This is a genomic window from Flavobacterium sp. WC2416 (assembly GCF_041200095.1).
GTDB lineage: Bacteria > Bacteroidota > Bacteroidia > Flavobacteriales > Flavobacteriaceae > Flavobacterium.
This window is the reverse complement of record NZ_CP165626.1, coordinates 1,186,097-1,211,998: the sequence shown is the minus strand read 5'-3', so window position 1 is coordinate 1,211,998 and position 25,902 is coordinate 1,186,097. Positions and strand designations below refer to the sequence as shown.

The following is a 25,902-nucleotide window of genomic DNA, read 5'->3' as shown; positions in this document are numbered from 1 at the left end:
CTTTTTTACAAAGATTCTTGCGAAATAAATATGAAAAAACTATTCAAACTCGTACTCAATACCATCCCTCGTCCTATTCTTATTCGTTTAAGTTATGTAGCGAGACCTGTTTTGGCTTTGGCCTTAAAAGGAACTGCTTTTACTGATCCTATTGACGGAAAAAGTTTTAAAACTTTCTTGCCGTATGGGTATGGAACGCAACGAAATAATGTTCTTTCGCCAAGTACGCTTTCTTTAGAAAGACACCGTTTATTATGGTTGTACTTAAATGAAAAGACTGATTTTTTTAAACCTGAACTCGTTTCAGGTTCCTCTGTTACAAATACAAACAGAATTAAATTACGAGATACTGAAATGAATTCAGCATTAAAAGTCTTGCATTTTGCTCCTGAACAAGCATTTTATAAATTGTTTAGAAACCAAAAAAATCTAGATTACACCACAACCGATTTATTTTCACCTTTGGCAGATGTAAAAGCAGATATTTGTGATTTGCCTTTTGAGGACAATCAGTACGATGTTATTTTATGTAATCATGTTCTAGAACACATTCCGGATGACACAAAGGCCATGCAAGAATTGTATCGCGTACTAAAACCAGGCGGAATGGCTATTTTGCAAATCCCACAAGATTTGAAACGCGCGGTAACTTTTGCTGACGATACAATTACAGATCAAAAAAAACGTGCTGAAATTTTCGGGCAATACGATCATGTACGTATTTACGGTCGGGATTATTTTGATAAGTTAAGAAGCATTGGTTTTAAAGTAATCGAAGAAGATTACACCAATACAATTGCACTAGAATTAGTAGAAAAATACTGTTTAGCTAAAGGAGAAATCATCCCAGTTTGCTTCAAATAAGTAAAAAGGGGAAACTATTTATAGTTTAGCATGCTCTTTGATACGCTATTAGTATGGCTTAAATTCTTATATTTACATTCTAGCAACTATAGAAAACATGCTCTACTCTTTTTTTCGAAAAATAATATTGCTTTTTATAATCACCTCAGCTTCTGCTCAAGTAGAAACTGAAGTTGCTCCCCCATTTAATATCAAGACGGTTTCTTTTATCCAAAATAATCAAAATACAATTCCTGTTTTTGAATTGGGTAGTGGGTTTCAATTACAATTTGATGACTTATACGGAAATGAAGCTGATTATTACTATGAAATTATCCATTGTGATTACAATTGGGCACCTTCAGAAATACCAAAAAACGATTACTTACTAGGATTCGACAACCAAAGAATTCAAGATTACAGTAATTCTTTTAATACTTTACAGATATACTCTCACTACAATCTTTCCATTCCCAATCAATACACCCAACAATTACGACTTAGCGGAAATTATATATTGAAGATTTTAAATGAAAATAAAGAAGTTGTTTTTTCTAGAAAATTTATTCTTTACGAAGACTTGGTAACCGTTCCAATTCAAATAAAAAGAGCCCGAACAGTAGCCAATTTAGAATATAAACACAATCTAGAGTTTTCTATAAAATCAACTACAATCAACTTTCAAAATCCCTTAAAAAATATTAAAGTAGTACTATTTCAAAATGACAAGTTGAACAATGCTATTAAAAATATAGTGCCTCAATATACGATAGGTAACGATTTAATTTATAAATACGACACGGAAACCCAGTTTTGGGCGGGAAATGAATTTTTATATTTTGAGAATAAAGACATAAAAGTGGCCAATAATAATGTAGCTAATGTGGATTCAAGCACTGATATTTATGGTGCCTATTTATATACTAATAACGCCCGAACAAATTTCCCTTACTCTTTACGGGAAGATATAGATGGTCGTTTTCTAGTTCGTAATATCAATGCTGAAAATAATGAAATCGAAGCCGATTATGCATGGGTTTATTTTAGTCTTTCCGCACCTACTTTTAGAATAAACAAAGACATTTACATCAACGGGATGTTCAACAACTATAGTTTGGCCCCAGAATACAAGATGGATTACAATGCTAAAAAAGGGATTTATGAAAAAGCGTTGCTAATAAAACAAGGATTTACCAATTATGAATATGTAGTATCTGATACGAAAGGAAACATCGATTATGAAAATGCAATAGATGGAAATTTTTATCAAACCGAGAATAATTACTCCGTTTTAGTATATTACAGAGAAAATACCGATCGCTACGACAAGGTTATTGGCAAAGGAACCGCTAGTTCGATAAACATCATAAACTAAAAAACATTGCGAAAAATAGCTCTACAAAATCAAAATTTCGTAATTTTGTTGCTATTAAACACGTATTAAATACTTTAAGATGGTTTCTCAAATTACAAGAGGCATAAAAATTTCCGTTTTGACTAGTTTTGAAGGCACTTACTTCAAAAACTATAAGATTCATTTTGCCTTTAGTTACGAGATTACAATTGAGAACCACAGTAAGGATTCGGTTCAACTAACTTCTCGTCATTGGGAAATTTTTGATTCATTAAATGATATAGAAATAGTTGACGGTGAAGGCATAATAGGAAAAAAACCCGTTTTAAAACCTGGTGAGCTTCACACGTATAGTTCTGGTTGTCTTTTAGCTTCGCCTTATGGAGCTATGAAAGGGTACTTCAATATGATTAATTTCACTACTACAAAAACCTTTAAAGTATTTGTTCCTACCTTTAGATTAAGTGCACCATTTGCTTTAAATTAATCTATTTTGTTTCTTTAGAATATATTTCGTTTTTCTTATACTTTCTTTATCAATTTTTTAAATTATCCTTTGTACTTTTGTTGTGCAATAAATTATTCGCAACATTTAGTGCAATTATCTATCTTTGAATGTCTAATCTTATCTGTATTTAAACAGATTAAAAAATTACAATATCATGCTAAAAGGATTTTTTCACGTACCAAAAGCGGTAAACGAACCAGTAAAAGGGTATGCACCAAATTCACCTGAAAAAGCAGCCGTACAAGCAGCTTACACTAAAATGTGGAATTCTAAAATCGATGTCCCTCTATATATTGGAAGCGAAGAAATTAGAACTGGAAATACAAAAAACATGTCGGCTCCTCACGACCACAAACATATTGTAGGAACATACCACCTTGCTGAAAAATCACATGTTGAGAAAGCTATTGCTAATGCTTTAGAATCTAGAACAGCATGGGCAAACATGGCTTGGGAACAACGTGCAGCTATTTTCTTAAAAGCAGCTGAACTAATTGCAGGACCTTACAGAGCTAGAATCAATGCTGCAACAATGATTGCGCAATCTAAAAATATACACCAAGCAGAAATTGATGCTTCCTGTGAGCTGATTGACTTTTTACGTTTTAACGTAGAGTTTATGACTCAAATATACGGAGATCAACCAACGTCTACTTCAGATATGTGGAACCGTCTAGAATACAGACCCCTAGAAGGATTTGTATACGCGATTACTCCATTTAACTTTACAGCAATTGCTGCTAATCTTCCTGCAAGTGCTGCCATGATGGGTAACGTAGTGATTTGGAAACCAAGTGATAGCCAAGTATTCTCAGCACAAATTATTATTGAAGTATTCAAAGAAGCAGGAGTTCCTGATGGAGTTATCAATGTTGTTTTTGGTGATGCGTTAATGGTTACGGATACGGTTCTTGCAAGTCGTGATTTTGCAGGATTGCATTTCACAGGTTCAACTCATGTTTTCAAAGACATTTGGGCAAAAATTGGAACAAACATTCACCACTATAAAACATACCCAAGAATTGTGGGAGAAACTGGTGGTAAAGATTTTATCATTGCACACCCTAGCGCTAATGCGAAACAAGTTTCTACTGGAATTGTACGTGGCGCTTTCGAATTTCAAGGACAAAAATGTTCAGCAGCTTCTAGAGCTTATGTACCACAAAGTTTGTGGCCAGCGATTAAAGAACAAATTATCACTGATGTAAAATCAATGAAAATGGGTTCTCCAGAAGATTTTGGTAACTTTATCACAGCTGTTATTCATGAAGGTTCATTTGATAAATTAGCTGGTTTTATTGACCAAGCTAAAAAAGATGCAGATGCTGAAATCATCGTTGGAGGAAACTACGACAAATCAGTGGGATATTTTATTGAGCCTACAGTTATCGTAACAACAAACCCTCATTACACCACAATGGCAACTGAATTATTCGGACCAGTAATGACTATTTTCGTTTACGAAGATGCGAAATGGGAAGAAACACTGGAATTAGTAGATACTACATCTGAATATGCATTAACGGGAGCTGTTTTCAGTCAAGATCGTTATGCAATTGAAGTAGCAACCGTAAAATTACAAAATGCTGCTGGTAACTTCTATATCAATGATAAACCAACAGGTGCTGTTGTAGGTCAACAACCATTTGGTGGAGCAAGAGCTTCAGGAACAAATGACAAGGCAGGTTCTCCATTGAACTTATTGCGTTGGGCTTCTCCTAGAACTATCAAAGAAACTTTTGTTACTCCAGTTGATTACAGATACCCATTTTTGGGAGAATAGATCGCAAAATATAAAGGTTCAAAGTACTTTTAAAAATAACAAAACCCACAAGAACCAATAGTGTTCTTGTGGGTTTTTATTTTAAAGAAACTTTTTTGCCCGTTTCGGCAGCTTCGTAAATAGCTTCTATAATTCGGACATCCTTTATTCCTTCTTCTCCAGTAATATGACTAGGTAATTTTTTATTTTCTAAAATCAATTTTCCTATTTCATCAAGTTGCGTTTGCTGTTGATTTATTTCAGGGAAATTCAATTCTCCATTACTAGTTCTCCCTTTAAATGGTCCGTAACTTATAGCAGGACTTAATTCAAAAAAACCATCATCAGCCGATGCAAATAACCTATCAACTCCACAATTATTAGTACTAGCGGAGTTACTAACTGCACCACTTGGAAAATTCATTTGCCATGTAATCGATTCTTCAACCTCGGCATATTTAATTTTATTAGTAATGGGGCCAAATTGCGCCGTTACCGAAATAGGTTCTTCACCCAGTATATAACGACTCGCTTGAATGCAATAAATTCCTAAATTAACCAACGGCCCACCTCCCGACAATGCCTTTTTTTGATGCCAATCAATCGTATCGCCTGTATTATAACCTAAAGAAGTTTCTATTAAACGCACTTGACCAAAAACCTTTTCTTGACCCAATCGTTTCATCTCTAAATTATACGGTTCGTAATGCAAACGATAACCAACGGCTAATTGAACACCCGCTTTCTCGCAAGCGTCAATCATTTCTTGACAATCACTAGCCGTAACTGCCATAGGTTTCTCTACAATAACATGTTTTCCTGCCTTTGCAGCCCTAATCACATATTCCTTGTGCATCGCATTAGGCAAAACCACATAGACCAAATCAATGTCTTTGTTGTGAATGATGCTATCAAAATTTTGATAATTGTATTTATTTTTCTCTGGAATATTGTATTTCTTTCCCCAATCTACAGCTTTTGAAGGTGTTCCTGTTACAATTCCCGCTAAACGACAATATTTAGAAACTTGTAATCCCTCGGCTAAATATCCTGCATAACGACCCAATCCGATAAGAGCAATATTCAGTTTTTTTTCGTCATGAATGGCACTATTATTTTCAGCCAAGCTCATAAATGAAGGCAATGATGCCATTACTGTTGTTGCCCCAACTCCAATACCAAAATTATGTACAAAAGTGCGTCTAGATATTTTTTTCATTGTTCTCCGGTTTTAATTATCAGCTAAATAATAAGACAGTTGAAACTTTCGAATGTTACAAAATTTGGATAAAAAAAGAAACCCTACAAAAACACAAAGTCTTTGTAGGGATAGTTATTTCTGAATTTAATTTTCGAATATAATGTTAATTCATTGTATTAAACCACAAACTTCAATGGTAAATGCACCACCTTCTTGGTTTCAAAGAATTCATCTTCAAAAAAGTCGGCTAAATTATATTCTGTTGCCTTAGGAAAATCCTTCAACTCTTCGGTTAAATCTCCTCCTTTAAGGTATAAGATTCCGTTTTTCAAAGCGTGTTTCTGTTGCTTTTTTATTTTGGTTTTCACCCAAGAAACAAAATCTGGCATATTCGTAACGGCACGACTTACGATAAAATCAAAGTCTCCCTTCACATTTTCAGCACGTAATTGTTCTGCTTTTACATTTTTTAATTCTAATGCATCAACAACTCCTTGAACTACTTTTATTTTCTTGGCAATTATATCTATCAAAAAGAAACGCGTTTCAGGAAAAAGAATCGCCAAAGGAATTCCAGGAAATCCTCCACCAGTGCCCACATCGAGAACAAAAGTTCCTGGTTCAAATTTCATAACTTTTGCAATTCCAAGTGAATGCAAAATATGCTTAGTATATAAAGCGTCTATATCTTTTCTAGAAATAACATTTATTTTTTCATTCCAATCGTGATATAAAAAATCCAATTTTGCGAATTGTTCTTTTTGAATCTCAGTTAAATAAGGAAAATACTTAATAATCTCATCCATCGTTCTAATTTTTTAACAAAAGTACTATTTTTAACTCTGAAATATTTAACTCAATTTTGCAGAGTTGAAAATTTTAATAATTATCTTTGGAACTTATTACAATTACTTATGAATAATACTGCACCTACATTTGCAAAACAAGATAAACTGAAGTTCTTCAGAACACTTAACTCGCGGGTGAACAATTACTTCAAGGAAAATAACATCCAAAAAACAGGAAACTGGAGGCTTTATTTAAAAACGATAATTCTTATTACCGTTTTTCTAGCTCCTTACTTCTTGATTTTAACATTAGACATGCCTTTCTGGGCACACCTTCTATTAACCATAGTTATGGGAATAGGAATGGCCGGAGTAGGAATGAATGTAATGCATGATGGAAATCATGGTTCATATTCTAACAAAGGTTGGGTTAATAAATTTATGGGAGGAACCATTTATGTTTTGGCAGGAAATGTTCACAACTGGCAAGTACAGCATAATGTACTGCACCATACCTATACTAATATTCCCGGTCATGATGAAGATCTAGATGCAGGAAGAATTATTCGTTTTACAAAAGACGCAAAGTGGCATAATTTCCACCGTTTTCAACAATATTACTCTGTCTTTTTATACGGCTTACTTACTTTTAATTGGGCTTTAACAACTGATTTCAAGCAAATGAGAAGTTACCTAAAAAGAAAACTATCTTATGGTGAAGCCAAGAGCCCAAAAATACTTTGGACCACATTAATTATCACAAAAATCATCTATGTTTCTATCTGGATTGTGTTGCCAATTGTTATTGGAATCACTTGGTGGAAAGTATTAATAGGATTTTTTGTAATGCATTATACTGCTGGATTAATACTAAGTGTTGTATTCCAATTGGCACATGTTGTAGAAGAAACGACTAATCCATCACCAAATGAATTAGGCGAAATGGATAACACCTGGGCCATTCACCAATTGTTCACTACCACTAATTTTGCTCCAAAAAATGCTATCGTAAATTGGTATACTGGAGGATTAAACCACCAAATTGAACACCATATCTTCCCAAATATTAGTCATGTCCATTACGGAAAAATTGCGAAAATCGTAAAAGAAACAGCACAAGAGTGCAACCTTCCTTATTACGAATACAAAACAATGCGTTCAGCTGTAATTGCGCACTTTAAGCATTTGAAAGATTTAGGAATGAAACCAGAAATGATATAATGTAAAGACGCAATTTGCGTCTCTACAACAAAATAAAACTAAAAACTAATCATTAACCTCCCTAAATTAAGACAGTATTCAGGGAATTCAACACTATTTTTAATGAATCCACTTTCAGACAGAATTAACAATCTAGCGACTTCACAAACATTAGCAATGGCTGCTTTAGCTAGAGAATTAAAAGCACAAGGAAAAGACATCATCAGTTTAAGTTTAGGGGAACCTGACTTTAATACACCTGACTTCATCAAAGAAGCAGCAAAACAAGCTATTGACGATAATTATAGCACTTATTCTCCAGTTGAAGGATACGGTGATTTGAAAGAAGCAATTTGCCGAAAATTCAAAAGAGACAACAATTTAGAGTACAAACCATCTCAAATTGTAGTTTCAACAGGAGCAAAACAATCTTTGTACAACATTGCACAAGTAATGTTGAACGATGGTGACGAAGTTATTTTACCAGCTCCATACTGGGTTTCATATTTCGAAATCGTAAAATTATCTGGAGGAGTTCCTGTAGAAGTTCCTACTTCTATCGAAACTGATTTCAAAATCACTCCAGCGCAACTAGAAGCAGCAATCACACCAAAAACAAAAATGATGTGGTTCTCAACTCCTTGTAATCCATCAGGATCTGTTTACAACCGTGAGGAGTTAACAGCTCTTGCTGCAGTATTAGAAAAACACCCTAACGTATATGTTGTTGCTGATGAAATTTATGAGCACATCAATTTCTCAGGAACTTTTTGTAGTATTGGTTCTATCCCAGGAATGTTTGACAAAACGATAACTGTAAACGGAGTTGCCAAAGCTTTTGCTATGACAGGATACCGTATTGGTTACATTGGAGCACCTGAATTTATCGCTAAAGCGTGTACCAAAATTCAAGGTCAAGTAACTTCAGGAGCTAACAGTATTGCACAACGTGCTACAATTACGGCAGTCGATGCTGATCCATCGGTTTTGAAACACATGGTTGACGCTTTTCATTCTCGTAGAGATTTAGTAGTTGGTTTATTGAAAGAAATTCCAGGAGTAAAAATCAACGTTCCAGAAGGAGCATTTTACGTATTTCCTGACGTTTCTTCTTTCTTCGGAAAAACATTAAAAGGTACTGAAATCAAAAATGCAATGGATTTATCTATGTACCTATTAGCCGAAGCTAATGTAGCTACGGTAACAGGTGATGCTTTTGGAAACCCTGACTGTATCCGTTTCTCTTACGCCACTAGCGACGAGATATTGAAAGAAGCATTAAAAAGAATCAAAGATGCATTAGCACTATAATAAAACATCTTAAAGTCTACAAACCGACTTTTACACATACTAAATACCTCAGGAAATTTTCTTGAGGTATTTTTTTTGGGCGTGACCCAAAAAGGGTCGGGCTATTCGCTATATCTTTTATTCCGCTCCGCTACATAAAAGGATGCCGCTACTATCCCTCACGCAAATTCTACTTTAAGTACGTATTATTAAGAAAATAATTCATGAATTGGAAGGAATAAAAATTGATTTATTTACTTTTACTATCTCAATAAAGATAACAAAAACATGAAAATACTATTGCTAGGTTCAGGTGAATTAGGAAAAGAATTTGTAATCGCAGCGCAGCGCATCGGGCAAACCGTAATTGCCGTTGACAGTTATGAAAACGCACCCGCCATGCAAGTAGCTCATGGATTTGAAGTTATCAATATGCTTGATGGAGTCGAACTCGATCGTATTGTAGCCAAACACCAACCTGATTTTATTGTTCCTGAAATTGAAGCCATTCGTACCGAACGTTTTTATGATTATGAGAAGCAAGGAATTACAGTAGTTCCATCAGCAAAAGCGGCTAACTTTACCATGAATCGCAAAGCCATTCGCGATCTCGCTGCTAAAGAATTGGGATTAAAAACAGCCAAATACCGTTATGCCACAACTGCCAAAGAACTGCAAGAAGGGGTCAAAGCTGTCGGAATGCCTTGTGTGGTAAAACCCTTAATGTCTTCCTCTGGAAAAGGGCAATCAACTATAAAAACAACTGCCGATATTGAAAAAGCATGGAATTATGCTGTAGAAGGTTCTCGTGGTGATGTGGTAGAAGTTATTGTGGAAGCGTTTGTAAAATTCAATTCGGAGATTACTTTATTAACCGTTACCCAAAATAACAATCCTACATTGTTTTGTGCGCCTATTGGTCACCGACAAGAACGGGGCGATTACCAGGAAAGCTGGCAACCTGCTAGAATATCGGATGCAGCCTTGTATGAAGCACAAGACATGGCCGAAAAAGTAACCGAAGCACTTGGTGGTGCTGGACTTTTTGGTGTAGAGTTTTTCTTGGCCGATGATGGGGTCTATTTCTCTGAACTCTCCCCTCGCCCACATGATACTGGAATGGTAACACTCGCAGGAACACAAAATTTCAATGAATTCGAATTGCATTTACGAGCCATCTTAAGTTTACCGATTTCTGGAATTACACTTGAAAAAGCAGGAGCCAGTGCGGTAATTTTAGCTTCGGAAAACAGTACAAATCCAACATTTATTGGACTAGAAAAAATAGCCGCTTTACCAAAAACTGATTTTAGAATCTTTGGCAAACCCACATCACGTCCGTACAGAAGAATGGGAGTGGCATTAACAAATGACACCTTAGAAACCCCTATTGAAGAAATTGTAGAACGTGCCAAAGAAGCAGCCGCATTAATAGAAGTTCATTATTAAATTATTGCTTTGATAGTCGAAATCCCTTTGGAGTCATCGAAGTATTTTTCTTAAACAAACGCACAAAATAAGAGTAATCATCGTAACCTAATTTGGTAGCGATTTCGTTTATGGTTAAGTTTTTATTCATCAACATGCGTTTTGCTTCCAGAATTATTCTGTCTGTTATAACCTGAGTCGTTGTCTTTTTTAGGATTTCATTACAAATTCTATTGAGATGCTTTAAGCTAATATTCAGTGCATCTGCATAAAAAGAGGCTGCTTTTTCATCAATAAATTTTTTTTCTACTAATTGCCCAAATTGCTTGATTTTACTATTGTAGGCATGTACTTCAGGTACTACGGTCTCATTGTATTTTCGAGCCAATTCAATATGAATACAATCCAATAAATTCAAGATTTTGTCTTGTTTAAAAATTTTATATTCTAAACTTTCCGCAAGCATCATTTTAAACAACGGCTGTAGTGCTATTGATTCTTGATCTGTTAATAAAATTTCTGATTTGGTGTTCACCGAAAAGTAAAAAGGAAAACTGTCTACGTCTTTTTGTCCAAAATAGAGATTGTACATTTCTTTTGAATAAAAAACAACAAAACCATCTACGTCTTCTGATAAATTCCAGTGATGCATTTGCCCTGGTTGCAAAACAAAAATACTTCCAGGTTGCACTTTAAACTTATCAAAATCCACCTCGTGACTGCCTGAACCAGCTGTAAAAAAGACTAATAAATAAAAATCATGCCGATGCGGTTTTTCTACAAAACTATGAGTCACTAAATGATTCTTAAACGTATTGATATAAAAATCACTGTTGACTGAATTGCAATTGAACTGTTGTATGTTGTAAATAGGGTATTTTTTCATACTGTACAAAATGTCTTTATTGTGCTATAACTAGCGAATATATAAAATAGCTAGAAGAGAATGATGGAATACCTTTGAAAAAAAAAATAAAATGGCAAATTCACTTGTTCACATCCTAAATAATGAATGTCCTCACTGTAATAAAGGTAAGGTTTTCAATGAAAAAAGCATCTTTTTTAACATTGGGTTTCCAAAGATGAATCAAAGTTGCTCTCACTGCCACTATAAATTCGAGAAAGAACCCGGTTACTTTTTTGGCGCCATGTATGTCAATTATGGACTAACTGTTGCACAATCAATTGCGACCTACGTTATAGCCCAATTTTTCTTTGTAGAAACATTCGACTTACGTATTATTGCTATCATCGCCTTTGTAATCATAGCAATGGCTTCTTTTAATATCCGTTTTTCTAGATTATTATGGATTTATATGTTTAAAAATTATTCGTTATAAAACAAGCAAACGAATTTTATTAAAAACTATTATCTTAGCATCTGAAACCTTATAAGATGCCTTTAATACTTCAAAATATTGCAAAACACATCCTACTCACACCTGAGGAGCAACAACTATTTTTATCCAAAATTGAAGTACACCATTTTAAGGCAAAAACTATTTTATTGAACTCAGGAGAAATTTGTACCCATTCCTATTTTGTAAATTCTGGACTGTTGAGAAGCTTTAATATCAATGATAATATAGTAGAGCATGTACTTAATTTTGCCTGTGAAGGCTATTGGATTGGAGATATGTATAGTTTAATATCACAAAAGCCAGGAAATCTTTTTATTGAAGTACTAGAAGATGCTGAAATTGTTTTTCTTTCTAAAGAAAATCAAGAACTATTATACAGCAAAATACCAAAACTAGAGCGCTTTTTTAGAATCCTAACCGAAAATTCATTGGTAGCCAATCAAGAGCGTTTAATGGACAACTTAAGCCTATCTGCTGAAGAGCGCTTTGAGAAATTTTGCAAAAGATACCCAACACTTATTCAAAAAGTTCCTCAAAAACAAATTGCATCCTATATAGGTGTTACTCCTGAATTTTTTAGCAAAATGAAATCTCGACTACTTAGAAAGTAGTTATTTACGGAACCCTTTTTATCCTGCACTCCTTTTCTTAATCTAGGTTAAGTGCTTTCCCCCTTCACTATTTGTAAATTTGTAGTATAAAAATCACTAAATTTATACAAGATGAAAAATACAGTTTTACATAAAGCGAATACAAGAGGACATGCTGATCACGGATGGTTGAAAGCTAATTTTAGTTTTAGTTTTGGAAGTTGGTACAATCCTGAAAGAGTACAATTTGGCGCACTTCGCGTTTTAAACGATGATATTATAGGAGAAGGAATGGGTTTTGGAACGCATCCACACGATAATATGGAAATCATCACTATTCCGCTAGAAGGTGATTTAGCACACAAAGACAGCATGGGAAATGCCGCTACAATCAAAAATGGAGATGTGCAAGTAATGAGTGCTGGAACCGGAATCCAACACAGTGAATTCAATCCTAATGCCGATTTAAAAACAAAGTCATTACAAATTTGGGTTTTTCCAAACAAACGCAATGTCACTCCTCGTTACCAACAAATCTCTTTAAATAAAGAAGATCGTAATAATAAATTACAACAAATCCTATCACCAAATCCAGAAGACGATGGCGTATGGATTCATCAAGATGCTTGGTTTCATTTGGGTAAATTTGACAAAGACAGTGTTGTTACTTATGATCTAAAAAAAGAAGGAAATGGCGTTTATGCCTTTATCCTTTCTGGTAAGTTGACCATTAACGGACAAGAATTAGAAACTCGTGATGGTTTTGGAATTTGGGATGTCAATTCATTAGAAATAAAAATGACAACTGAGGCTGAAATTTTATTAATGGAAGTTCCAATGAAATATTAACTTTATAAAGTAAAAAAGAAACGATGACACAGGATATAAAACTAGAAGTAAACGATAAAAAAGGTTTTTTCTACATAGAAAATGAAGGGAAGCTTCAAGCTAAAATGACATTTATTTTTGCAGGTGAGCACCAAATTATTATTGATCATACTGAAGTCAACTCGAACCAAAACGGAAAGGGATTCGGAAAACAAATGGTCGAAAGTGCTGTTGCTTATGCACGCGAAAGAGGAATTAAAATTCTCCCTTTATGCCCATTTGCCAAAAATGTTTTTGATAAAAATACGACTTTAAACGACGTATTATAACATGGAAAATGTATTAGAGAATAACATTACTGGACATATTGGAACTCAAAAGTATTTCTGTACTATCACATGGCGAAACGGTAAACTTATAATGGATGAGCCCGATAGTATTGAAGGAAAAGATCTTGGTCCAGATCCTTACTCTACACTCCTAGCATCACTAGCAGGCTGTACGTTATCTACTTTACGAATGTATATTGACCGCAAAGGTTGGGATATTCCAGAAATAAATGTTTCTTTAAACTTTTACCAAGAAAACGATCCCGAGCTGACTACAACAATTTCACGCTCCATTAGTTTTTCAAAGGATATTGAAGAAGACATTAAGAAAAGGCTTTTAATAATTGCTGAAAAATGTCCCGTTTCTAAAATATTAAAAAACAATATTATAATCAATACAACACTATAATTATGGATCCAAAAGACATTAAAAAAGAATATACCAATGGTGAAGTTACCGTTGTATGGCAATCTGGGAAATGCATTCATTCTGGAAACTGTGTTAGAAACAATCCAGATGTATTTCAACCCAAAGAGAAACCTTGGATAAAAATTGAAGGCTCTTCGACTGAAAAAATAATTGAAACCGTAAATAAATGCCCTTCGGGTGCTTTGACTTATTACAAAAACAAATAAAATGAAAAAAATTATCGCTTTTGGTGCTTCATCAAGTACTACCTCTATAAACAAACAATTGGCAGTTTATGCTGCCGAGCAATTTAAAAATGCAACTGTTGAAGTTTTGGATTTGAATGATTATGAAATGCCCATTTTTTCTATGGACAAAGAAACAGCAAATGGGATTCCAGAATTAGCCAAGGATTTTTTTGCTAAACTAGGGAGCGCTGATTTGCTAGTCATTTCATTTGCAGAACACAATGGTGCATACTCTACTGCTTTTAAAAATATTTTTGATTGGACATCAAGAATCCATTCTAAAACATTCCAAGAAAAACAAACGCTTATCATGGCAACTTCACCAGGGCCAAGAGGTGGAGCTTCTGTTTTAGAAATAGCAAAAAATCGTTTCCCTTTTCAAGGCGCAGTGGTAAAAGGAAGTTTTTCTTTACCTAGTTTCCATGAAAATTTTGACGAAAAAGAAGGAATTACAAACACCGATTTAAACAATGAATTGTTACAAATTGTACAATCAATTACGCTGTAGTTTTATTTAAAATTCCTATTTCAAAAAAATGCAATTCTATTGCAAAAGCGTTGTGTCGAGCACCGCTTTTTTTATGTGTTGAAATTAAAGTTCGCTATATTTAGCCCTGATGGCAGCGAAAATCCTCGCAGAGATTGTAGCGAACAGCAGGAGAAGTGTTCCAAAAAACAACTATTGTTGGTGCTCCTAAAAAAAATACTATTTTTGCAGTCGGTTTTGTTGTTGTAATTTAAAGAACTTAAACCTTAAACTTTAAATAAAAAATATGAAAGCATACGTATTTCCAGGTCAAGGAGCGCAATTCACAGGAATGGGAAAAGACTTATATGAAAACTCTCCATTAGCCAAAGAATTATTTGAGAAAGCAAATGAAATTTTAGGTTTCCGCATTACAGACATCATGTTTGAAGGAACTGCTGAAGAATTGAAAGAAACTAAAGTGACACAACCAGCTGTTTTCTTGCATTCGGTTATTTTAGCAAAAACATTAGGAGCTGATTTCAAACCTGAAATGGTAGCGGGACATTCATTAGGTGAATTTTCAGCATTAGTAGCTAACGGTGCTTTATCATTTGAAGACGGATTAAAATTAGTTTCTCAAAGAGCCTTGGCAATGCAAAAAGCATGCGAAATCAAACCTTCAACAATGGCAGCAGTTTTAGGACTTGCAGACAATATTGTTGAAGAAGTTTGTGCCTCAATTGACGGAGTTGTTGTGGCTGCAAACTACAACTGCCCTGGACAACTAGTAATTTCTGGAGAAACAACTGCAGTTGAAAAAGCTTGTGAAGCAATGAAAGCAGCAGGTGCAAAACGCGCATTATTATTACCTGTAGGTGGTGCTTTTCACTCCCCAATGATGGAACCAGCAAGAGAAGAACTAGCAGCGGCTATTGAAGCAACTACGTTCTCTACTCCTATTTGTCCAGTGTATCAAAATGTTACTGCAACTGCAGTTTCTGACGCCAATGAAATCAAGAAAAACTTAATCATACAATTGACTGCTCCTGTGAAATGGACGCAATCAGTACAACAAATGATAAAAGATGGAGCTACTTTATTTACTGAAGTGGGTCCCGGAAAAGTATTAGCAGGTTTGATTGGGAAAATCGACAAAGAAGCGGTTACAGCAAATGCTTAATTAATATTCAACTCCTATTTTAATTTAAAACAGGCTTCAATATCATCCTCATAAATTAATTTTTGTGAGGATTTTTTTTTGTGATAATTTCTAAAAAAACTTTTTTGAGTAAAAAGTTGTACATTTAACACTCTTGTTCTTCTAAAACAATTAATTATCAAAACATTAAAAAAAATGAAAAAAGTACTTTTAAGTTTAGCCCTTGTCTTGGCATTAATGACCTCTTGTAAAGAAAAAACACAAGATAAAATGGGAGAAGCCACAGAAGCTGTTGGCGACGAAATGGATGAAGCAATGGATACAGCTGCGGTCAAAATTGATGCTGCGGTTGACTCCACTAAAGTAAAAGTTGGAGAAACTCTTGAAAAAGGAGCTGCAAAAATGGATGAAGCTGGTGAAAAAATGAAAGAAGCAGTTTCAAAATAATGGAATTAAAGGCTGTCAATTGACAGCCTTTTTTATTTTAATATGGGTATCAACCTATTTTAAATCCAATGACCTCGCTTGAATAGCCGTATCTGTAAAGTCAGAAAACACCCCATCCAAACCTAGCCTATAAAAAGCTTGATATTCTAAAAGGGGGTTGTTATTGTAATCACTTAACAAACGATGGCTTTCATTTCTAAAAGTATAGGCATGCACTTGCAATCCTCTTTTATGTGCTTCATTAATTAAGCTTGTAGGCGGTAATGCCATTTTATCGGCTTCATTAATTTTACCATCGGCATTTTTATCATCTGCAATACCATCCTTATTTACGTCAGTTGCTGTATAAGGAATAATAAAAGGTTTCCAAGGACCAATTCCAGTGGCGTAGGTTTTTACAAAATCCAATCCTTTGGGCGTGATGAAAAATCCAAAATCTCTAGTATCCCCTTTTAAATACCAATCATAAGGCATTCCATCAGAAATCAATTCTCCTTTAGGTACTGAAAAAATTAAGTCCCCGTTTAAAGCAACATCTGTGCAACTTAACAACTGAATGGTTTTTACAGTTGATTTGGATCTAATGTATTGTAAGTTAGAAACTTCAAAAGATTGAACAAATACTGGAGCCTCACTATTATTCCAGCCAGCTACTTCTAATGCCGTTAATAATTTATCGGTAATAGGTAAGTTTAGCGCTTCATGAAATGAAGGGTGTTTTGTTTCTGGATAAATCCCAATGGTCCTTCCTAACTCTTTTGATTTTTGTTTTGCCAAAGCAATAACTTCTTCAAATGTAGGAATTAAATACAAGTTATTGAATTCTTGTGGCCTTTCGGCAAAAGCCTGTTTCGCACGCAATTTTTTTATCTCTGCCAAGGTAAAGTCAGACACAAACCAATCCGTTATTTGTTTTCCATCAATGTTTTTGGTTGTTTTTTTAGAAGCAAACTCGGGCATTTCTGAAACATTTGTTGTTCCTGACAACATGGGTTCATGGCGAACAACAAGGAAGCCGTCTTTGGTTACAACCAAATCGGGTTCAATAAAATCAGCCCCCATTTTTATTGCATTGGTATACCCTTCTATAGTATGCTCTGGCAAATACCCAGGCGTGCCACGGTGCCCAATAACAATTGTTTTTTCACCAGACAAAGTAAACTGTTTTTGAATTGGCATATTATTTTTTTTTACATCATAACTTTTACATGATACTATAAAAATTAAACTCAAAAACAGCATATTTTTCTTTATCATACTTCTATTTTCTAACTTTCTGTTCCCAAGCCCATGCACTAGCCATTGCTTCGTCAAGTGTTGACTCTGCTTTCCAACCTAATACATTATTTGCTTTATCCGTATTGGCAAATGCTTCGATCACATCACCCTCACGACGCGGAACAAGTTTATAAGGCAATTTTTTACCACTCCCTTTTTCAAATGAATAAATAACTTCAAGAACGGAGCTTCCTGTACCTGTTCCTAAGTTAAAAACTTCCACTTTTTCTAAATTCTTTTTATTTAACAAGCGTTGTAATGCAATAACATGGGCTTTCGCCAAATCTACAACATGTATATAATCGCGAATACAGGTTCCATCAGGTGTAGGATAATCATGACCAAAAACAGATAGTTCAGTTCTGATACCCATTCCTGTTTGTGTGATAAAAGGGACAAGATTTTGAGGTACTCCAAGAGGCAACTCACCAATTTCCCCAGAAGGATGTGCACCTATCGGGTTAAAATAACGCAATAAAATAGCATTGATATTAGTAACCTTGGCCGTATCAATAATAATTTCTTCTCCTATTTGCTTAGTATTTCCGTAAGGTGACATTGCTGTTTGAACAGGAGCATCCTCCGTAATTGGCATTTTTTCGGCTTGACCATACACCGTACAAGAAGAACTAAAAATAAAACTAGCCTCCTCTTTTTTCTCTAATTCCTGCAAAATATAGATTAGCGTACTTAGGTTATTTTCATAATACAACAATGGATTTCCAACACTTTCTCCAACTGCTTTTGAAGCTGCAAAGTGAATTACTCCTGTTATATCGTGGTGTCTATTAAAAAACGCTTGTACCTTAGTTTTATCTCTTAAATCTAACTTTTCGAATGCTGGGATTTTTCCAGTTATATTTGAAATTCCATCCAATACACTTAGTGATGTATTTGACAAATCATCTACAATTAGTACATCAAAACCTTGATTTTGTAATTCTACAACAGTATGTGAACCTATAAAACCCAAACCTCCTGTTACAAGTATTTTCATAATTTATTTTTAATTAAAATGAGAGTTCTCATTTCATTTTATAAAAAAGACGCGATAAATCGCGTCTCCATTTTGCTTATTTTAAAAACTCTAAAACACTGTCCGTAATGAATTTTATTTGTTCATCATCAAGCTCTGTATGCATCGGTAACGAAATAACTTCTTTTACCAGTTGGTTTGTCACAGGAAAATCTTCTTCTTTGTAACGAACATCCATATACGCTTTTTGAGAGTGTAACGGAATTGGATAATAAATAGCACAAGGAATTCCTTTATCTAATAAATGCTGCATTAATCCATCTCTATCCGCATCTATAATGCGCAAGGTATATTGATGAAAAACATGACAATCACAAATGTCACAAATGTTTGGCGCAATAATGTTTTTATGTCCTTCAAATGCTAGTGAATACTTTCTAGCTGCATCTTGTCTTGCTTTATTATATTCATCTAACAAAGGTAATTTAGCATTTAAAACAGCAGCTTGAATACTATCTAAACGGGAATTCACTCCTACTACATCATGGTGATAGCGCTCGTACATTCCGTGATTTACAATTCCACGCAATGTATGTGCTAAAGCATCATCATTAGTAAAAATAGCGCCACCATCACCATAGCACCCTAAATTTTTAGATGGAAAAAATGAAGTAGCTCCAACATGACCAATAGTACCTGCTTTCTTTTTAGTACCATCCGAGAATTTACAGTTGGCACCAATCGCTTGTGCATTATCCTCTATAACATATAAATTATATTCCTTGGCAACTGCCATAATCGCTTCCATATTGGCCGCTCGTCCAAATAAATGAACTGGTACAATTGCTTTTGTTTTTGGAGTAATGGCACGTTTTATTTCTTCAATAGAAATATTCATATTATGTAGATCCACATCTACTAAAACTGGTGTCAATTGCAACAAAGCAATTACCTCTACCGTTGCAGCAAACGTAAAATCAGCAGTAATAACTTCATCTCCTGGCTTCAAACCCAATCCCATCATGGCGATTTGCAAAGCATCCGTCCCGTTTGCACATGGAATTACATGCTTAACATCTAGATAATCCTCTAATGTTTTTTGAAATTGGTGCACTTGAGGACCGTTGATATAGGTATTTGTGTTTAAAACTTCTTGGATAGACTCATTTACAACAGCCGAAATTTTATCATATTGACTTTTTAGGTCAACCATTTGAATTTTTTTCATTTATATTTTATTAAAACCAATTCATCTAAAAATTAAAAAAAGCACAAAACACAAAAATTACTGTTTTGGGGTTAATTCTTAGCCTTATAACATTAAATTAAACTGATTAATTTGAACTTTATCAAAACTCTTAATTGCAAAAATATGAATTTAAGCACTAAGATTTAAATGATAAACAAAAGAAACTGTATTTTAGCAAAATAAAATTTCTGGTATGCTTTTTCTTTATAACATCGTGATACAAATTACGGGTCCACTCTTAAAATTTATCTCTCTTTTTAACCCAAAAATCAAACTTTTTGTCAATGGACGAGAAAACGTTTTTCAAATTCTAGAAGAACAAATCAAACCCCAAGACAAATCATTTTGGTTTCATGCGGCTTCATTAGGAGAATACGAGCAAGGAATTCCTATAATTGAAAGAATAAAAAACGAGTATCCTTTACATAAAATTGTAGTTACCTTTTTTTCACCTTCGGGATACGAAGTTCGCAAAAACAATACCATTGCCGATGTAACCGTCTATCTCCCTTTGGACACCAAGAAAAACGCGAAAAGATTCCTAGAAATTGTTAATCCAGAAAAAGCTTTTTTTATTAAATATGAATATTGGCTGAACTATTTGAGTGAATTAAAAAAACAAAACACACCCACGTATTTAATTTCAGGTATTTTCAGAGAAAACCAAATGTTTTTTAAATGGTATGGCGGTTTTTACAGAAAAGCGTTAGACAGTTTTACCTATTTTTTTGTTCAAAATGAGAAGTCCAAACTATTATTACAGCAATTAGGAAAAACTAATGTTGTTATTTCAGGAGACACCCGTTTTGACAGAGTGGCTACTATTCTAGAAAAAGACAATACGCTACAATTTATATCCGATTTTAAAAACGATACCTTGACTATCGTTGTAGGCAGTTCATGGCCAAAAGACGAAACTCTTTTACTTGACTTTATAAATAACAACACCTTAAATGTAAAGTTCATTATTGCACCTCATAACATCAAAAAAGAACAAATAGAAGAATTAAAAAATAAGATTTCAAAAAAAGTGGTTCTATTCACTGAAATGGAAGGCAAAAATCTTTCAGATTATGATGTCTTTATAATAGACACAATCGGCATTCTAACAAAAATCTATAGCTATGCTGACATCGCTTATGTAGGTGGAGGATTTGGAAAATCTGGAGTTCACAATCTATTAGAACCAGCCACTTTTGGAGTTCCAATAGTGATTGGCCCTAATTACTCCCGTTTTGCTGAAGCAATTGCTTTAGTAAACATTGGTGGTTGCGTATCTGTTTCTAAAACAAGTGAACTTAATAGTATCTTCAAAAACCTTGTTCTTGATGAAGCTTTCAGAAGCGAACAAGGACATATTTGTAGCACTTTTGTATTAATGAATAAAGGAGCAACAAATAGCATCATGAATAACATCTCCTAAAAAAGCATGTAAAAGTGATAAAAAACGCTTTGATTATATCGCAATAAATAAGGCTATTTTTTTAATTTTTACAAAAAATAAACATCCATTAAATTTTTTAGATAATTGCCTTAGCCATTTACTTCTAATTCAGTATCCGTAAATCTTAAAACAGTACCGCTAAAGAAATAATCACAGGTCTTAATCAAGTTGATCTACAAAATCATAAACACCTCATATATAGAATACTATGACTTAATTTCTATTTACAAGATACAATAAAATCGTTTAAATCCAGTCCGAAACAACTCCATTTTTTGCTACTTCTAATTTTACAATATTTAGTAAAAAATTAAATTGCATATTATTTTAAAAAAAAATTGAAAAAATAATTTACATATCAAAAATTTTATATCTTTGCGTCGAATTAATAATTAACCTTTATATTAAATTAAGATGAAAAAAGTATTTTTAAGTTTAGCTGCTGTTGCTGTTTTGACTGTTGTATCATGTAAAAAAGCTGACGCTTCTGCTGAAGACGCTTCTGCTGTTGTTGATTCTGCTGCTGTTGTTGTTGATTCTGCTGCTGCTGTAGTTGATTCTGCTGCTGTTGTTGTTGATTCTGCTGCTGCTGTTGCTACTGAAGCTGCTGCTACTGCTACTGAAGCTGCAAAAAAATAATTAGAATTTAATTCTAAAAATTTTAAAGCCATCCGCTTAGCGAGATGGCTTTTTTATTTTACATAACTTATTTACAGTCATAAAAAAGGAGCTCTTGATTAATTAATCAAGAGCTCCTTTTTACTTTAGCATAAAATTTCCCTAATCTTCAAATATAAAATCATTATTGGAGAAATCTAATATTTCTGCTTTTGAACCATATTTGACTATTTCATCAATTCCTTTTTGAACCATCAACTCTGTGGTATATTTTCTGCTAGTTGCCTTGACAACACCATCAACTACAACCCTGAAAAAGAACTTCCCTTTAGTAGTTTTAAACTTCACGTAAGAACAAGTTTCAAAAACCGACCGGATATGCTCCGCATCAGCCTCACAATCCATTCTTAATTCATATGCATTGCTAGTGAAAATTGTTTTTCCTTTTCTAGAAGTAAACTCAAATTTATAATCTCCGCTAAACCTTTTACTAATAACAAAAGAACCCATATTTTATTTAAGTGATATTTATGAATTTTCCATACAGACAAAAAAAAAAGCCTCTTCAAAAGAAGAGGCTTTAGTACTCAGAGCGGGACTTGAACCCGCACGAACATTGCTGTTCACTGGATTTTAAGTCCAGCGTGTCTACCAATTTCACCATCCGAGCATTATGTGGTGTCGAGCGAAAAACGGGGCTCGAACCCGCGACCTCGACCTTGGCAAGGTCGCGCTCTACCAACTGAGCTATTTTCGCATTTTCAATCGTTAAAAAGAACCGCGATACTTGTTCTGTATTGCGGATGCAAATCTAAGACATTTATTGAATTACGCAAGCCTTTTTCACAAAAAAAATCAAGATAAAAGTTAAACTTCTGATAACCTAAACTTTAAAAATAAAAAAAAAAATTACTTTCTTGTCAGCATTCTTTTTATTTCGTTTAATTTCATTAAAGCCTCCACCGGCGTTACTGTATTTATATCTAAATTTAATATCTCTTCCTTAATTTCTTCTAACAACGGATCATCTAAATTAAAGAAACTCATTTGCATTTCATCCTTGTCTGACTTAATTCCATTTAATGCTTCACTGGAATGATTCCTTTCTAATTTCTTCAAGAGTTTTTGTGCTTTCAAAATTACAATCTGAGGCATCCCTGCCATTTTTGCTACATGAATTCCAAAACTATGAGCACTTCCTCCTTTGACTAATTTTCTAATAAAAAGAACAGTGTCTTTTAATTCCTTAACTGAAACATTATAATTCTGAATCCTAGGCAATGATTCACTCATTTCATTCAGCTCATGATAATGTGTCGCAAATAAAGTCTTGGGTTTAGACGGATGTTCATGTAAATATTCTGCGATGGCCCAAGCAATTGAAATCCCGTCATAAGTACTCGTTCCTCTACCAATTTCATCCAAGAGCACCAAACTTCGATCCGAAATATTATTCAAGATGGATGCCGTTTCATTCATCTCCACCATAAAAGTAGATTCCCCCATCGAAATATTATCCGAAGCCCCTACTCTTGTAAATATCTTATCAACTATTCCCATCCTAACACTATCAGCTGGAACAAAACTTCCCATTTGCCCTAACAATACAATCAAAGCAGTTTGACGTAAAATAGCCGATTTACCAGACATATTAGGTCCAGTAATCATTATCAATTGTTGTGTTTCTCTATCTAGATAAACATCATTAGCAATATAAGGTGTCCCTACTGGCAATTGCTTCTCAATAACAGGATGCCTTCCGTTTTTAATCTCTAATTCAAAAGTTTCGTCAAGAATTGGACAAACATACTTGTTTTCAATTGCTAATTGCGTAAAAGAACACAAACAATCCAACTGAGCTACTAAATTAGCATTCAACTGAACAGGCTTGATATAAGTGGTAATCCAAGCTACCAGTTGCTCGAATAATTCCGATTCTATTTTATGAATCTTTTCTTCGGCTCCAAGTATTTTAGTTTCGTATATTTTTAACTCCTCCGTAATATAACGTTCCGCATTAACTAAGGTTTGTTTCCGAATCCATTCCGGCGGGACTTTATCTTTATGGGTATTTCTAACTTCGATATAATACCCAAAAACATTATTAAATGAAATTTTTAAAGACGAAATCCCTGTTCGTTCTGACTCTCTAGCTTCAATTCCTTCTAGAAATTCTTTACCCGAAATGGATATCGCACGTAAATCATCTAATTCTTCATTAACACCTTTAGCAATAGCATTTCCTTTGGCTATAGCCACTGGCGCATCCTGATTTAAAGTAGTTTTGATTTTTTCACGTAACAATTCGCAACTATGCAAACTGTCACCAATAATCTTAACTGCTTCCTGCGGGCTTTCTAAAGCCAATTTTTTTATTGGAATAATGGCATCCAGCGACTCTTTAAGGTATACTACTTCCCGAGGCGATACTTTTCCTGTTGCAATTTTGGAAATTAAACGCTCCAAATCGGAAATTTGCTTAATTTGATATTGCATTTTCTGCAAAACCTCTTGATTCTCTTTCAAATAAGAAACTACTTGATGTCGGTTTTTTATTTTATTTCCATCTTTTAATGGCAATGCCAACCATCTTTTTAACAAACGACCGCCCATTGGCGAAAGCGTCTTATCTATAACATCCAAAAGCGTAACCGCATTGGGGTTATAACTATGATATAATTCTAAGTTACGAATGGTAAAACGATCCATCCAAACATAAGCATCTTCCGCTATTCGTTGAATCGAAGTAATATGCTGCACTCTATTGTGTTGTGTTTCAGATAAATAAAATAAAATAGCACCTGAAGCTATAATCCCTTCTTTTAAATCTTCAATTCCAAATCCTTTAAGGGAAATAGTTTGAAAATGTTTCGTTAAAGTTTCTAAAGCATAATCTTCTTTATAAATCCAATCTTCCAGATAAAAATTATGAAAATCTTCCCCAAAAGTATCTCGAAATTCATTCTTATAATTTTTGGGAATTAAAACCTCCGAAGGATTGAAATTTTGTAATAACTTATCAATATACTCCGCATTTCCTTGTGCAGTTAAGAATTCACCTGTAGAAACATCCAAAAAAGAAATACCAATCGATTTATTTGCAAAATAAATTGACGCTAAAAAATTATTCGTTTTAGAATGTAATACTTCATCATTCATGGAAACTCCTGGCGTAACTAATTCTGTCACCCCACGTTTCACAATAGACTTAGTCATTTTAGGATCTTCTAATTGATCACAAATTGCTACACGAAGACCAGCCTTAACTAATTTTGGCAAATAGGTGTTAATAGAATGATGTGGAAAACCAGCTAGTGCTGTTTCAGTTGCCGATCCTGCACCACGTTTCGTTAATGTAATACCAAGGATTTTTGAAGCTCTAACAGCATCATCTCCAAATGTTTCATAAAAATCACCTACACGAAACAACAAACAAGCATCTGGATATTTCCTTTTTATGTCGTTATATTGTTTCATTAAGGGCGTTTCCTTAACTACTTTATCTTTAGCTGCCAAATTATATGTGTTTTGATATATGAGAAAAATATCAGCGAATTTAAATATTTAAATACGAATAACTAAACACTTGAAAAAAAATTAAATACTTTTAAGGAAATTTTAAGTCATTGGCATGATTTTTTCTTTAGATTTGTTAAATCAATTTTAAACTTAAAAAAATGAAAAAAATAATTTTACTAGCTATGCTGACTGTTTTAGGAGTAACTTCTTCTCAAGCACAAGAAACTACAAAAAAAATAAAAGCTACTGCAGCTAAAGTTGCAAAGGTAGATGGCGCAGGAATGGTGTTTGTTTCTGAAACTATTGATTACGGAACAATTGCTCATAATGCAGATGGAAAACGTGAGTTTGTATTTACTAATAATGGTAACAAACCATTAATTATTACAAATACTCAAGGTTCATGTGGATGTACAGTACCTTCTACTCCAAAAGAACCAATTGCTCCAGGAGCAAAAGGGGTTATTGGTGTAAAATATGCTACAGACAGAGTTGGTGCTTTTACAAAAACGGTAACAGTAACTTCAAATGCTGCAGGACAAGCTACAAAAATCCTGACTATAAAAGGTGTAGTATTAGCAGATGATGCTTCAAAAAGCTAAAT

27 protein-coding genes and 2 tRNA genes are annotated in these 25,902 nt (G+C 34.0%); 19 read left to right on the top strand and 10 right to left on the bottom strand.

Going from position 1 to position 25,902, the window contains the following annotated elements:
* Nucleotides 1-30 precede the first annotated feature (30 nt).
* From AB3G39_RS05030 to pruA, 4 genes are all read left to right on the top strand, one after another.
* Nucleotides 31-864, top strand: a complete 834-nt coding sequence (locus tag AB3G39_RS05030; RefSeq protein WP_367772008.1) for a class I SAM-dependent methyltransferase — start codon at nt 31-33, stop codon at nt 862-864.
* Between the two features lie 97 nt (nt 865-961).
* Nucleotides 962-2,218, top strand: coding sequence for a DUF5103 domain-containing protein (locus AB3G39_RS05025; protein ID WP_369766156.1), 1,257 nt, complete (start codon nt 962-964; stop codon nt 2,216-2,218).
* A 79-nt stretch (nt 2,219-2,297) separates the two neighbouring features.
* Nucleotides 2,298-2,684 carry a Co2+/Mg2+ efflux protein ApaG gene (gene apaG / locus AB3G39_RS05020; RefSeq protein ID WP_367755152.1) on the top strand — a complete coding sequence of 129 codons (387 nt, stop codon included), beginning with the start codon at nt 2,298-2,300 and terminating at the stop codon, nt 2,682-2,684.
* 175 nt (nt 2,685-2,859) lie between these two features.
* A complete protein-coding gene (gene pruA, locus AB3G39_RS05015) occupies nt 2,860-4,488 on the top strand; it encodes an L-glutamate gamma-semialdehyde dehydrogenase (protein ID WP_367772012.1) in 1,629 nt (542 codons plus the stop codon).
* Nucleotides 4,489-4,564: 76 nt separating this feature from the next.
* Here the strand turns inward: pruA and AB3G39_RS05010 are convergent, their stop codons facing one another.
* Nucleotides 4,565-5,686 (bottom strand): Gfo/Idh/MocA family protein, encoded by a 1,122-nt coding sequence (locus AB3G39_RS05010; protein ID WP_369766155.1) that lies wholly within the window; start codon nt 5,684-5,686, stop codon nt 4,565-4,567.
* Between the two features lie 158 nt (nt 5,687-5,844).
* Complete coding sequence (rsmG, locus tag AB3G39_RS05005; RefSeq protein WP_367772015.1) at nt 5,845-6,474, bottom strand: 16S rRNA (guanine(527)-N(7))-methyltransferase RsmG; 630 nt, start codon at nt 6,472-6,474, stop codon at nt 5,845-5,847.
* Nucleotides 6,475-6,582: 108 nt separating this feature from the next.
* Between rsmG and AB3G39_RS05000 the strand changes: the two genes are divergently transcribed.
* The 3 genes from AB3G39_RS05000 to purT all read left to right on the top strand — a co-directional run bounded on the left by AB3G39_RS05000 (nt 6,583) and on the right by purT (nt 10,395).
* On the top strand, nt 6,583-7,677 hold the full coding sequence (locus tag AB3G39_RS05000) for a fatty acid desaturase (protein WP_369766154.1): 1,095 nt from the start codon (nt 6,583-6,585) through the stop codon (nt 7,675-7,677).
* 102 nt (nt 7,678-7,779) lie between these two features.
* Nucleotides 7,780-8,967: a pyridoxal phosphate-dependent aminotransferase gene (locus AB3G39_RS04995; protein ID WP_367772017.1), complete on the top strand. Its 1,188-nt coding sequence runs from the start codon at nt 7,780-7,782 to the stop codon at nt 8,965-8,967.
* Between the two features lie 267 nt (nt 8,968-9,234).
* Nucleotides 9,235-10,395, top strand: a complete 1,161-nt coding sequence (gene purT, locus AB3G39_RS04990; protein ID WP_369766153.1) for a formate-dependent phosphoribosylglycinamide formyltransferase — start codon at nt 9,235-9,237, stop codon at nt 10,393-10,395.
* A 1-nt stretch (nt 10,396) separates the two neighbouring features.
* Here the strand turns inward: purT and AB3G39_RS04985 are convergent, their stop codons facing one another.
* Nucleotides 10,397-11,260, bottom strand: coding sequence for an AraC family transcriptional regulator (locus tag AB3G39_RS04985; RefSeq protein WP_367772020.1), 864 nt, complete (start codon nt 11,258-11,260; stop codon nt 10,397-10,399).
* 91 nt (nt 11,261-11,351) lie between these two features.
* Between AB3G39_RS04985 and AB3G39_RS04980 the strand changes: the two genes are divergently transcribed.
* The 9 genes from AB3G39_RS04980 (at nt 11,352) to AB3G39_RS04940 (ending at nt 16,214) form a co-directional block, all read left to right on the top strand.
* The gene (locus AB3G39_RS04980) at nt 11,352-11,714 is read left to right on the top strand and encodes a DUF983 domain-containing protein (RefSeq protein ID WP_367755168.1); all 363 of its coding nucleotides are present in this window, start codon (nt 11,352-11,354) and stop codon (nt 11,712-11,714) included.
* A gap of 56 nt (nt 11,715-11,770) precedes the next feature.
* Complete coding sequence (locus AB3G39_RS04975) at nt 11,771-12,346, top strand: Crp/Fnr family transcriptional regulator (RefSeq protein ID WP_367772022.1); 576 nt, start codon at nt 11,771-11,773, stop codon at nt 12,344-12,346.
* A 111-nt stretch (nt 12,347-12,457) separates the two neighbouring features.
* Nucleotides 12,458-13,174 (top strand): pirin family protein, encoded by a 717-nt coding sequence (locus tag AB3G39_RS04970; RefSeq protein ID WP_367755172.1) that lies wholly within the window; start codon nt 12,458-12,460, stop codon nt 13,172-13,174.
* A 23-nt stretch (nt 13,175-13,197) separates the two neighbouring features.
* Entirely contained in the window at nt 13,198-13,482 is a 285-nt protein-coding gene (locus tag AB3G39_RS04965; protein WP_367755174.1) for a GNAT family N-acetyltransferase, read from the top strand.
* Between the two features lies 1 nt (nt 13,483).
* On the top strand, nt 13,484-13,891 hold the full coding sequence (locus tag AB3G39_RS04960; protein WP_367755176.1) for an OsmC family protein: 408 nt from the start codon (nt 13,484-13,486) through the stop codon (nt 13,889-13,891).
* Nucleotides 13,892-13,893: 2 nt separating this feature from the next.
* Nucleotides 13,894-14,118, top strand: coding sequence for a (4Fe-4S)-binding protein (locus AB3G39_RS04955; protein ID WP_367755178.1), 225 nt, complete (start codon nt 13,894-13,896; stop codon nt 14,116-14,118).
* 1 nt (nt 14,119) lies between these two features.
* Nucleotides 14,120-14,647 carry an NADPH-dependent FMN reductase gene (locus tag AB3G39_RS04950; RefSeq protein ID WP_367772026.1) on the top strand — a complete coding sequence of 176 codons (528 nt, stop codon included), beginning with the start codon at nt 14,120-14,122 and terminating at the stop codon, nt 14,645-14,647.
* A 265-nt stretch (nt 14,648-14,912) separates the two neighbouring features.
* Nucleotides 14,913-15,788 (top strand): ACP S-malonyltransferase, encoded by an 876-nt coding sequence (gene fabD, locus AB3G39_RS04945; RefSeq protein WP_367755181.1) that lies wholly within the window; start codon nt 14,913-14,915, stop codon nt 15,786-15,788.
* Between the two features lie 174 nt (nt 15,789-15,962).
* Nucleotides 15,963-16,214, top strand: a complete 252-nt coding sequence (locus AB3G39_RS04940; protein WP_367755183.1) for a hypothetical protein — start codon at nt 15,963-15,965, stop codon at nt 16,212-16,214.
* A gap of 54 nt (nt 16,215-16,268) precedes the next feature.
* Here AB3G39_RS04940 and AB3G39_RS04935 read toward each other — a convergent pair whose 3' ends face one another.
* The 3 genes from AB3G39_RS04935 to AB3G39_RS04925 form a co-directional block, all read right to left on the bottom strand.
* A complete protein-coding gene (locus tag AB3G39_RS04935) occupies nt 16,269-17,393 on the bottom strand; it encodes a glycerophosphodiester phosphodiesterase (protein ID WP_369752550.1) in 1,125 nt (374 codons plus the stop codon).
* 82 nt (nt 17,394-17,475) lie between these two features.
* A complete protein-coding gene (gene galE / locus AB3G39_RS04930) occupies nt 17,476-18,489 on the bottom strand; it encodes a UDP-glucose 4-epimerase GalE (RefSeq protein WP_367772030.1) in 1,014 nt (337 codons plus the stop codon).
* A 76-nt stretch (nt 18,490-18,565) separates the two neighbouring features.
* On the bottom strand, nt 18,566-19,696 hold the full coding sequence (locus AB3G39_RS04925) for a DegT/DnrJ/EryC1/StrS family aminotransferase (protein ID WP_367772032.1): 1,131 nt from the start codon (nt 19,694-19,696) through the stop codon (nt 18,566-18,568).
* Nucleotides 19,697-19,910: 214 nt separating this feature from the next.
* On the opposite strand from AB3G39_RS04925, the gene AB3G39_RS04920 reads away from it, so the two are divergent.
* Both AB3G39_RS04920 and AB3G39_RS04915 read left to right on the top strand, forming a co-directional pair.
* A complete protein-coding gene (locus AB3G39_RS04920; protein WP_369766152.1) occupies nt 19,911-21,140 on the top strand; it encodes a 3-deoxy-D-manno-octulosonic acid transferase in 1,230 nt (409 codons plus the stop codon).
* Between the two features lie 435 nt (nt 21,141-21,575).
* Nucleotides 21,576-21,800: a hypothetical protein gene (locus tag AB3G39_RS04915; protein ID WP_367755193.1), complete on the top strand. Its 225-nt coding sequence runs from the start codon at nt 21,576-21,578 to the stop codon at nt 21,798-21,800.
* Nucleotides 21,801-21,941: 141 nt separating this feature from the next.
* Here AB3G39_RS04915 and AB3G39_RS04910 read toward each other — a convergent pair whose 3' ends face one another.
* The 4 genes from AB3G39_RS04910 to mutS form a co-directional block, all read right to left on the bottom strand.
* A complete protein-coding gene (locus AB3G39_RS04910) occupies nt 21,942-22,289 on the bottom strand; it encodes a DUF1508 domain-containing protein (RefSeq protein WP_367772036.1) in 348 nt (115 codons plus the stop codon).
* 74 nt (nt 22,290-22,363) lie between these two features.
* Nucleotides 22,364-22,449: transfer RNA gene (locus tag AB3G39_RS04905), tRNA-Leu, on the bottom strand.
* Between the two features lie 14 nt (nt 22,450-22,463).
* Nucleotides 22,464-22,536 (bottom strand) — tRNA-Gly (locus tag AB3G39_RS04900).
* A 152-nt stretch (nt 22,537-22,688) separates the two neighbouring features.
* Entirely contained in the window at nt 22,689-25,295 is a 2,607-nt protein-coding gene (gene mutS, locus AB3G39_RS04895) for a DNA mismatch repair protein MutS (RefSeq protein ID WP_369766151.1), read from the bottom strand.
* A gap of 161 nt (nt 25,296-25,456) precedes the next feature.
* Between mutS and AB3G39_RS04890 the strand changes: the two genes are divergently transcribed.
* Nucleotides 25,457-25,900 (top strand): DUF1573 domain-containing protein, encoded by a 444-nt coding sequence (locus AB3G39_RS04890; protein WP_369752553.1) that lies wholly within the window; start codon nt 25,457-25,459, stop codon nt 25,898-25,900.
* Nucleotides 25,901-25,902 lie beyond the last annotated feature (2 nt).